This is a genomic window from Shewanella abyssi (assembly GCF_023284025.1).
Taxonomy (GTDB): domain Bacteria; phylum Pseudomonadota; class Gammaproteobacteria; order Enterobacterales; family Shewanellaceae; genus Shewanella; species Shewanella abyssi.
Window position 1 is genome coordinate 1 of the sequence record NZ_JAKIKR010000092.1, and the last position, 8,736, is coordinate 8,736.

At 43.7% G+C, this 8,736-nt stretch carries 8 protein-coding genes; 7 read left to right on the plus strand and 1 reads right to left on the minus strand.

Translation table 11 applies throughout. The annotated features are described in order from the left end of the window. Nucleotides 1–162 precede the first annotated feature (162 nt). The 6 genes from L2755_RS21380 to L2755_RS21405 all read left to right on the plus strand — a co-directional run bounded on the left by L2755_RS21380 (nucleotide 163) and on the right by L2755_RS21405 (nucleotide 7,286). Nucleotides 163–675 carry a mobile mystery protein A gene (locus L2755_RS21380; protein ID WP_248982671.1) on the plus strand — a complete coding sequence of 171 codons (513 nt, stop codon included), beginning with the start codon at nucleotides 163–165 and terminating at the stop codon, nucleotides 673–675. Continuing rightward, entirely contained in the window at nucleotides 672–1,283 is a 612-nt protein-coding gene (locus L2755_RS21385) for a mobile mystery protein B (RefSeq protein WP_248982672.1), read from the plus strand. The genes L2755_RS21380 and L2755_RS21385 overlap by 4 nt, the downstream gene beginning before the upstream one ends. Before the next feature lie 424 nt (nucleotides 1,284–1,707). After that, nucleotides 1,708–2,433 carry an osmolarity response regulator transcription factor OmpR gene (ompR, locus tag L2755_RS21390; protein WP_248982673.1) on the plus strand — a complete coding sequence of 242 codons (726 nt, stop codon included), beginning with the start codon at nucleotides 1,708–1,710 and terminating at the stop codon, nucleotides 2,431–2,433. A gap of 10 nt (nucleotides 2,434–2,443) precedes the next feature. Continuing rightward, entirely contained in the window at nucleotides 2,444–3,760 is a 1,317-nt protein-coding gene (envZ, locus tag L2755_RS21395; protein WP_248982677.1) for a two-component system sensor histidine kinase EnvZ, read from the plus strand. Nucleotides 3,761–3,884: 124 nt separating this feature from the next. Then, nucleotides 3,885–5,129, plus strand: a complete 1,245-nt coding sequence (locus tag L2755_RS21400; protein ID WP_248982674.1) for an HlyD family secretion protein — start codon at nucleotides 3,885–3,887, stop codon at nucleotides 5,127–5,129. A 27-nt stretch (nucleotides 5,130–5,156) separates the two neighbouring features. Next, entirely contained in the window at nucleotides 5,157–7,286 is a 2,130-nt protein-coding gene (locus L2755_RS21405; RefSeq protein WP_248982675.1) for a peptidase domain-containing ABC transporter, read from the plus strand. A gap of 495 nt (nucleotides 7,287–7,781) precedes the next feature. Here the strand turns inward: L2755_RS21405 and L2755_RS21410 are convergent, their stop codons facing one another. Next, nucleotides 7,782–7,952, minus strand: coding sequence for a hypothetical protein (locus L2755_RS21410; protein WP_248982676.1), 171 nt, complete (start codon nucleotides 7,950–7,952; stop codon nucleotides 7,782–7,784). 238 nt (nucleotides 7,953–8,190) lie between these two features. Here L2755_RS21410 and L2755_RS21415 point away from each other — a divergent pair. Continuing rightward, nucleotides 8,191–8,736 (plus strand): lanthionine synthetase LanC family protein (locus L2755_RS21415; RefSeq protein WP_283102903.1); only part of this gene is annotated, 546 nt, incomplete at its 3' end.

Consider the following 8,736-nt stretch of genomic DNA (forward strand, 5'->3'; position numbering starts at 1 on the left):
CATTTAAAGTAATCTATATAGCATACATAACCACGATAGCTGTAATCATATAAAGATACATAAAAACAAAATAAGTAACCATAAATAGATACGTATAACTTGTCAGTGTAACCCAATAAGATTACACTTGTAGCATGTTAACACCGATATTTAGGTAAGACCATGACCACTTTTAAAGTTAGAAAGCCGAAAGATACGGTTCGCTTAATGGTGCGAGAGCAGTACAAAGAGATGGCGAACTCAGCAGCTAGCCTTAAAGGTGCACCTGATACCCCTGCTGAGGGCTGGGTCCGAACTATACGCAAGGCACTGGATATGTCTGGTGCGCAATTGGCCGAGCGAATGAACCTAAGCCGAAACCGCATTTCAATCCTTGAGCGCCGTGAGGTTGATGGTCAAATCACGATCAATCAACTAAAGGAGTTGGCTGACAAGCTAGGTTGTGAGTTCACTTACGCTTTGGTGCCAAAGAAAAACGTAAATTTAACCTTAGAAGAGCGTGCGGAGAAGTTGGCGAAGACTCATTTATCGACAAACTCACAAAATATGTTCCTCGAAGCGCAAGTCATTAGCCCTAAAAAGGAAAAATTTCTTGTTAATGAATTAAAGCAAGATCTTCTAAAGGCCGGAGGCCGTGTGCTTTGGAAAAATGAGAAAGGAATGGTGGATAGTTGAGTTTACTAAAAGATGATCCAGAAGGTGCTACTCCCCTTTCCCCAGATGATCTCCTTGGGTTAAAACTACCCCATATCCAAACCCGCGCGCAGTTAAATGAAGTTGAAGCAGCGAATATTCTTCAAGGTCAGATCTGGGTGTCTGGCCTCAAAGTACTGACTTTGGATGACATCTTTAGTCGGGACTTTGTTACTACTCTTCATGAAAACCTGTTGGGTGATATTTGGGAGTGGGCTGGTACATTCCGACTACGGGAACTTAATATCGGTGTCAATCCAAAGAATATCTCTGTCGACCTACATAATTTTCTAGAAGATGCGAAGTGTTGGGTTGAGTTTTCCCATTACTCAGATCTAGAGCTTAGCGCTAGAATTCAACATAAACTTGTACAAATTCACCCTTTCCCAAATGGAAATGGTCGTCACTCAAGAATATTCACTGATATTGTCAGAATATTTCTGTTGAACAAAAAGCCACTCAGGTGGGCGAACGTAAAACTCGAAGATATATCGGAGGAAAGAGCTGCCTACATAGCAGGCCTACGCAAAGCCGATGGTGGTGATTTCTCTGAGATGGTGCATTACCTTGAGAGATTAGGCAATCAGTAACCAATTGCAAAGTACCTATTTTTAAGATCTGAGCTTATTGATCAGATTCTTTATCTCTTAAGATGTTGGTTGGGTTGATCCTACTTTTTTCAGTCGCTATGTTGGCAAAAAAGCCTTTTCGTAATTTACATGATGAGAGAGACATTACAGCGCAGCTGAATTGTCATGTCAGTTCGCCAGCATTGTTATTAGCGATTTATTCAATTTGGTTACAATTTAAAAAACAGCTAAATTCAATGGTTATTGCGCTACTTTTCAATATCTTAAACACTTCACTCATTTGGCCTTAAGCTAATAGATCTGTTATTGGATGATAACTCGCTGGTCAGTAACATATTAAAGCGGCTATATTAGGCTAATTCATATTCAATATCAGCCAGTTGTCTATACCTATTGGCCCTCCAAGCAGAAAAGGATCCTACCCATGGGACAAGAAACCTCAAAGATTCTCGTTGTCGACGATGATATGAGGCTCCGCGCCTTATTGGAGCGCTACTTGATGGAGCAAGGTTATCAAGTTCGCAGTGCGGCCAATGCCGAACAAATGGATCGCTTATTAGAGCGTGAAAACTTTCACTTGCTGGTACTGGACTTGATGCTTCCAGGTGAAGACGGTCTATCTATCTGTCGCCGACTACGTCAAACAGGTAACACGATCCCTATCGTCATGCTTACCGCTAAGGGAGATGAAGTCGATAGAATTATTGGCCTTGAGCTTGGCGCCGATGACTACCTACCCAAGCCTTTTAATCCACGAGAACTACTGGCGCGGATTAAAGCGGTAATGCGTCGCCAAACACCTGAAGTACCAGGAGCGCCCACTCAGCAAGAAGAGGAGGTCACTTTTGGTGAGTTCTCGCTCAATCTTGCGACCCGTGAAATGCATCATGGCGAGGAAGCTATTGCGCTAACCAGCGGCGAGTTTGCGGTGCTAAAAGTGTTAGTCTGTCACCCTCGAGAGCCTTTATCACGTGACAAATTGATGAACCTAGCCCGTGGCCGAGATTACTCAGCTCTTGAGCGCTCTATCGATGTGCAGGTCTCACGCTTACGCCGTTTAATTGAAACCGATGCCGCTAATCCGCGTTATATTCAAACCGTTTGGGGCTTAGGCTATGTGTTTGTGCCTGATGGCTCATCACGCAAGTAATTAATAAATGATGAAAAAGAGATGGTGGCAGCGCATATTACCTCGCAGTTCATTCAGCCAAACAGTGATGTTAATTGGCTGTTTACTGCTAACGAACCAGCTGGTGTCTTATCTCTCAGTTGCGGTTTACTTTATTAAGCCCAGCTATCAACAAATTAACCAACTCATTGCTCGCCAAGTAAAACTGCTGTTTGTCGACGGAGTCGATGTTGGCCGTGAACATCTCACCATGGTGGACGCACTTAATGCAAAAGTGCGTGACGATGCCATGCAGTTTTATAATCAAAAAGAGGCACGTCAAGCTGGCATCGAACGGGCAACCTATTACGGTTTTCTATCATCACAAATGTCAGAATACCTCGGCGGTGAAGCCGAAGTGCGTATTGCTCAAGGTGAAGAGTTTCAAATTTGGATCCGCCCACCGCAAGCCCCTTCTATTTGGATCAAAGTCCCGTTAACAGGCTTAAACGAAAAAAACCTTTCGCCGTTAACGCTCTACTTAATGGTGATAGGAGCGTTGAGTGTCGCCGGTGGATGGTGGTTTGCCCGCCAACAAAATAGACCTTTAAGGCGGTTACAAAAGGCCGCTATTGCGGTGTCTCGCGGTGATTACCCCGAACCTTTACCCTTAAGTGGTTCTACTGAAATTGTTGAAGTGACCAATACTTTCAACCAGATGTCCTATTGTATGAAGCAGCTTGAACAAGATAGAGCATTGCTGATGGCGGGGATATCTCATGATCTTAGAACTCCGCTAACCCGTATTCGCCTAGCGTCAGAAATGATGGTCGCAGAGGATGAATATCTAAAAGATGGCATAGTGCATGACATTGAAGATATGGATGCCATTATCAATCAATTCATCGCCTATATTAGACAAGATCAAGAGGGAACCCGTGAACTCGAGCAGATTAACGACCTAATTGATGACGTGATCCAAGCAGAATCTAACCGCGAGGGAACCATTGAATCTGAGTTAAGTGAATGTCCGAACATTCCAATGCAAGGCATCGCCATCAAACGTATTTTAAGTAACTTAGTTGAAAATGCTTACCGTTATGGCAATGGCTGGGTCAAGATAAGTTCACAGTTTAACGGTAAGTACCTTGGCTTTAGTGTGGAGGATAATGGCCCCGGCATAGTCGAAGATCAGATCCCCAAACTGTTTGAGCCTTTCACTCAAGGCGATACCGCCCGCGGCAGCGTCGGTTCAGGCTTAGGTCTGGCGATTATCAAACGCATCGTTGATCGCCACCAAGGCAAAGTGATTTTAACCAATCGCAATGAAGGCGGCCTGCACGCGCAAGTTTGGCTGCCGCTAGATTAACCTACAGCTACTCTTCATAACCTCAAATTAGTTTCACTTTCGGTATGGTTTCCAGTGGGCTAGAATCAAACGCCTCAGATAGATTGAACACTCAACTAAAGCCAGTTCAGCGATTCGGAATGACATGGAACCGTTATTTAGACAAGAAGTCGTACAACATAAAGTTAACCGTTTAGACGGAACGGTTAGCCTAATACAGCCTGCCGCGTTCAAGTGGTTAGCACTGTTACTGGTGACGATTATCGTCTGCAGTATTATATTTTTGGCCGCCGGTGAATACAGTAAAAAGGAGCGAGTCATTGGCGTCGTTCAACCCGATAGCGGCTTGCTTAAGCTGACTTCACCGCAATCTGGAATTGTCAAAATAGTACTGGTGACAGAGGGAGAGCGTGTAGAAAAAGGTCAACCCATTTTACGAGTAGAATCGCTAAAGCATGGGGTCGATGGTTTCGAGTTAAACCGTTCACGTATCGATCAATATCAATTTCAAATCAATATGCTGACTCTGCAAATCAACAAACAGCACTCACAAAACACCCTACAAACCCAAAATCTAACCTACAGTAAGAGCAATATAGCGGCCAAACTCGATGAGCTTGAGCGCCAGAGTGAGATCATCAATCAGCGTATTAAGATAAATAATAGCCTTTCCAAGCAGATGGCGGTACTTGCTGAGCAAGGCTATACCTCCAAACTCGATCTTAACCGACAGATAGACGCCTCTCTAACAATTAAGCAGCAGAGTTCAAGCACTCATTCGCAAAAACTGACACTCAATAATGAGCTTAGCCAAATAGTTAATCAGCTGTCGCAGCTACCAATAGAGCACGCAAAAGTGCTTGACCAATTACAAAGTCAACTCACTGAAGCGCAACTCAACCTAGCAATTGTTGAGCAAGAGTCGTTGGCAGAGTTGAGGGCACCAATGAGTGGCAAGGTTACCGGCATTTTGACTAAGGCTGGCAAGTCAGTAAGTAGCCAGCAATTCTTATTGAGCGTGCTTCCCGAAAATAGCAAGATGCAGGCAGTACTCTTTATTCCCACCTCCGCATTTGGTTTTATCGAAATAGGCCAACAAGTCAGGCTGCGCTACCATGCATTTCCCTATGAAAAATTCGGTATTTTTGACGGTGAAATCATTGAAGTCAGCTCCAATGTTATCTTGCCAGAAGAAACTGAGCTGCCAGGAATGATTAAAGATCCCTCTTATCGAGTGGTTGTCAGTCTATCGGCACAAGAGATCGTCGCCTACGGAAAAAGCACCCCGCTACGCGCAGATATGATGCTAGATGCCGACATCATCGTCGAGCGAAGATCATTATTAGCCTGGTTATTTGATCCCATTTTAAGCCTTCATGGAAAACTCTAACAGCACTAGATTGACAGGACTGCCAACATGGACGACGTTGTAACAAATTCAGCAAGCAAACTGAGCTTCTGGAATAAAAGAAAGCTGCCAATGATTAGACAGTCAGAAGCAACAGAGTGCGGCCTTACCTGCCTGACAATGATTGCCGGCTACTATGGCCATGCAATGCAACTCAATGAGATGCGCCAGCGCTTTCAGCTCTCACTTGAAGGGGCTACATTGCTCGACATCATGCAATTTGCTGAGCAAATGGCATTAACCACACGACCGCTAAAAATCGCCCTTGAAGAGCTACCCTACTTAGATGTACCGTGTATTTTACACTGGGATCTTAATCACTTTGTAGTACTTAAATCCGTTAGTCGCAGTCACATCGTGATCCATGACCCAAGTTCCGGTATCAAAAGACTATCAATCGAGGAAGCCTCAAAGCACTTCACAGGTATAGCGCTCGAGCTTAGGCCAACCAAAGAATTCCAGCAAAAAAAACCAGCAGCCAACCTTAAATTCTCCGATTTCTGGAGCAAAATAATTGGCCTCAAAAGCTCCTTAGTGCTTATTTTTTCGTTGTCGTTACTACTGCAATGCTTTGCTCTCATTACGCCCTACTATATACAACTTGTCATTGATGACGTGGTGATCAGTAAAGACACCTCGCTACTGATTGTGCTGGCAGCTGGCTTTTTTATGGTACTGCTATTTGAAATTGCCACCAATGCACTGCGTGGCCTCGCCCTACTGCACTTTGGCAACCTGATGAATATACAGCTGGGATCAAATCTATTTCACCATTTGATCCGGCTGCCGCTACAATATTATGAGAAACGCCATATGGGTGACATTGTCTCGCGCTTCGGCTCATTACAACAGGTGAAAGAGTTGTTAACGACAGGCGTAGTTGAGTCAATTATTGACGGCATCATGGCCCTGCTGACGCTATTTATGATCTTCTACTACAGCCCGCAGTTGTCTGCCATTGTACTCATCGCCGTGGTGCTATATGCCCTCATTCGAGCGGCAATGTATCGGCCCTTTAGAGCGATTTCCGAACAAGAGATCATTGCCCATGCAGAGGAAAACAGCAATTTTATGGAGACGGTACGGGGCATTCAAACCATTAAATTATTTGGTTCAGAAGCCAAGCGCGAAGGCCAATGGCAAAATCGCTATGCCAACGCCATTAACCAAAATATTCGCTTAGGTAATTTCAGGCTATCATTTAGTGCGATTAATCGGCTGCTCTTCGGTTGTGAAAACATTCTGGTGATATACGTGGCCGCGACACTGGTTATTCAAGGCGGGTTTAGCACCGGAATGCTGTTCGCCTTTATGGCGTACAAGACCCAATTTATGACCAAGGCACAAAACCTCATCGACAAAATGATTGAGTTTAAAATGCTCAGCCTGCATTTCGAACGCATCGCCGATATCGCCTTGGAGCCGAAAGAAAAACTAAGCGAGCAGCAGGTAACAACAGATATCCAAGGCGCTATTAGCCTTAGAAGCCTCTACTTTAAATACAGTGACGCCACACCCGATGTACTTAGTGACGTCAGTCTAAACATTAAAGCCGGCGAGTCCGTGGCCATCACCGGGCCATCAGGTTGCGGCAAGTCGACCTTATTAAAAGTGATGCTAGGCTTGGATACACCCTATAAAGGTGAGGTGTTGATTGATGGTATTCCGCTGTCTCAAATCGGTCACAAACGCTATCGTCAACAGATAGCCGCCGTGATGCAGAATGACGAATTGCTATCCGGTAGCGTTGCCGACAACATCGCTTTTTTTGATGACAAAATCGATATGGAACACCTAGTCTATTGTGCTGACATGGCCGCTATTCACGATGACATTAGTAATATGCCAATGGGCTATCACAGCCTCATTGGTGATATGGGCTCAAGCTTGTCGGGTGGGCAGAAACAGCGGATCATTCTTGCTAGGGCGCTATATAAACGGCCGAAAATATTATTTATGGATGAAGCGACCAGTCACCTAGATACCGCCTTGGAGGCCGATATTAATCGAGCCATAAAACAGATGAAAATAACTCGAGTCATTATTGCCCATCGTAAAGAAACAATCGCATCTGCTGATAGGGAGATTAGTTTACAGCAAGCTGGTAATACTGAAGACATATCTCCAGCAATAATTTAGTTCACGAATAAAAACATATAGCGACCGACAAAACAGTCATACCTTGATTTATGGTGGGTTACATTTACCAGGACAACTATTATTCCAACCTGAGCGGCAATATGCATCATAAGAATGCCGAGAGTCACCCCCAGCTATTTTATCGGTCATGTCGTCAGGAAGAGTGTCACATCAAAATAACAACTTATCGTCACTTCACAATCAAGCTACTGGCATCGAGTGAAATAATAAATACCACATAAGTACTAATCTCATCACTTATGCCGCTCTACTTGAATATTTTTAATTTCGCACGAGTTTAATGGATTCTAAGAAGGTATAAAGGAGTAAACATGTGGAAGTACAAAAACAATGTGCTACGAGGTCTAGGTTTTGGCACAAAATACAGGTGTGAATCAATTACAGCCTAAAGATAGTCATAGATAGTCTATATAATAAAAAGCCAAACATAGCTGCTTGGCTTTTATACTGACCTTAATTAAGTCACATGTTTACTTATGGACGACCACATCGAGGAGCGCAAGTATTAATCTTACCTGAGATGCAATAAGCATCAGCAGTAGGGCGAGCACCAGCGCCTGCTATCTTAGCGGTCGCGTCGTCAGGAAGAACGGCATTGTCTTTAGTTAGGTTCTTTAACTGACTCTTCTTAAGTACTAGTTTCATGTTTATCCCTATAATTAGTTATATTTTAATAAGTGACAAGTCAAGACGTCAAAATAACGAATTGCCACCACTCACAAATAAACTACGTGGGTTAAGTAAATCAAGAAATACCCACTAAGTACTCATTAAACCATTTAAACATGAAATATATTCATCTCGCTTACATTGTAAAAATACCATTTGCAACCTATCACTCTGTAATATAGCTTCATAGCCAAATAGAATTAAAAAAACACCTATGTCACTTATTATGCCACTCACGTTATCTCAGTTTCAAAAAGAACAGATTAAGAATATCCATCACGGTGTTATTGAGGCCATACTAAATACTGCCAATACTAACTACGACTTTCTCGGAGGCCAAGCAGGTGTATTACCCTACCTTTACTTAGCTGACCAAATAACTCAAGGGGCAAGCTCGAGAATAGAACAAACGCTTAATAGTGATATCGACAAGCTAACCACCCGTCTTTCAACTGAGCAATTAACACTGGGGATCAGTGACGGGTTTAGTGGCATTGGCTGGACGCTGGAATTTCTCAATCAACAACAGGGTGATGACTATGATATTGAGTTTTGCAACACCTTAGATGAGCTATTGATTACCGCCGTGAGTACGCCGCAGTGGCAGGGTGAGCTTGAATATGTACTGGGCTTAGCGGGTGTTGCAGCTTATGCCGCTAGGCGACTAAAACGCTCTAGTGATCCGCGCCTATATGAAAAAATTATCACCCACTACGAAGCGTTGGCCATACAGGTAAATGAACAACAGCTATCTTGGCCT

Coding starts and splice junctions, on each gene's coding strand:
- L2755_RS21380 (WP_248982671.1), top strand. CDS start 163: ATGACCACTTTTAAAGTTAGAAAGCCGAAAGATACGGTTCGCTTAATG.
- ompR (WP_248982673.1), top strand. CDS start 1,708: ATGGGACAAGAAACCTCAAAGATTCTCGTTGTCGACGATGATATGAGG.
- envZ (WP_248982677.1), top strand. CDS start 2,444: ATGAAAAAGAGATGGTGGCAGCGCATATTACCTCGCAGTTCATTCAGC.
- L2755_RS21400 (WP_248982674.1), top strand. CDS start 3,885: ATGGAACCGTTATTTAGACAAGAAGTCGTACAACATAAAGTTAACCGT.
- L2755_RS21405 (WP_248982675.1), top strand. CDS start 5,157: ATGGACGACGTTGTAACAAATTCAGCAAGCAAACTGAGCTTCTGGAAT.
- L2755_RS21410 (WP_248982676.1), bottom strand. CDS start 7,952: ATGAAACTAGTACTTAAGAAGAGTCAGTTAAAGAACCTAACTAAAGAC.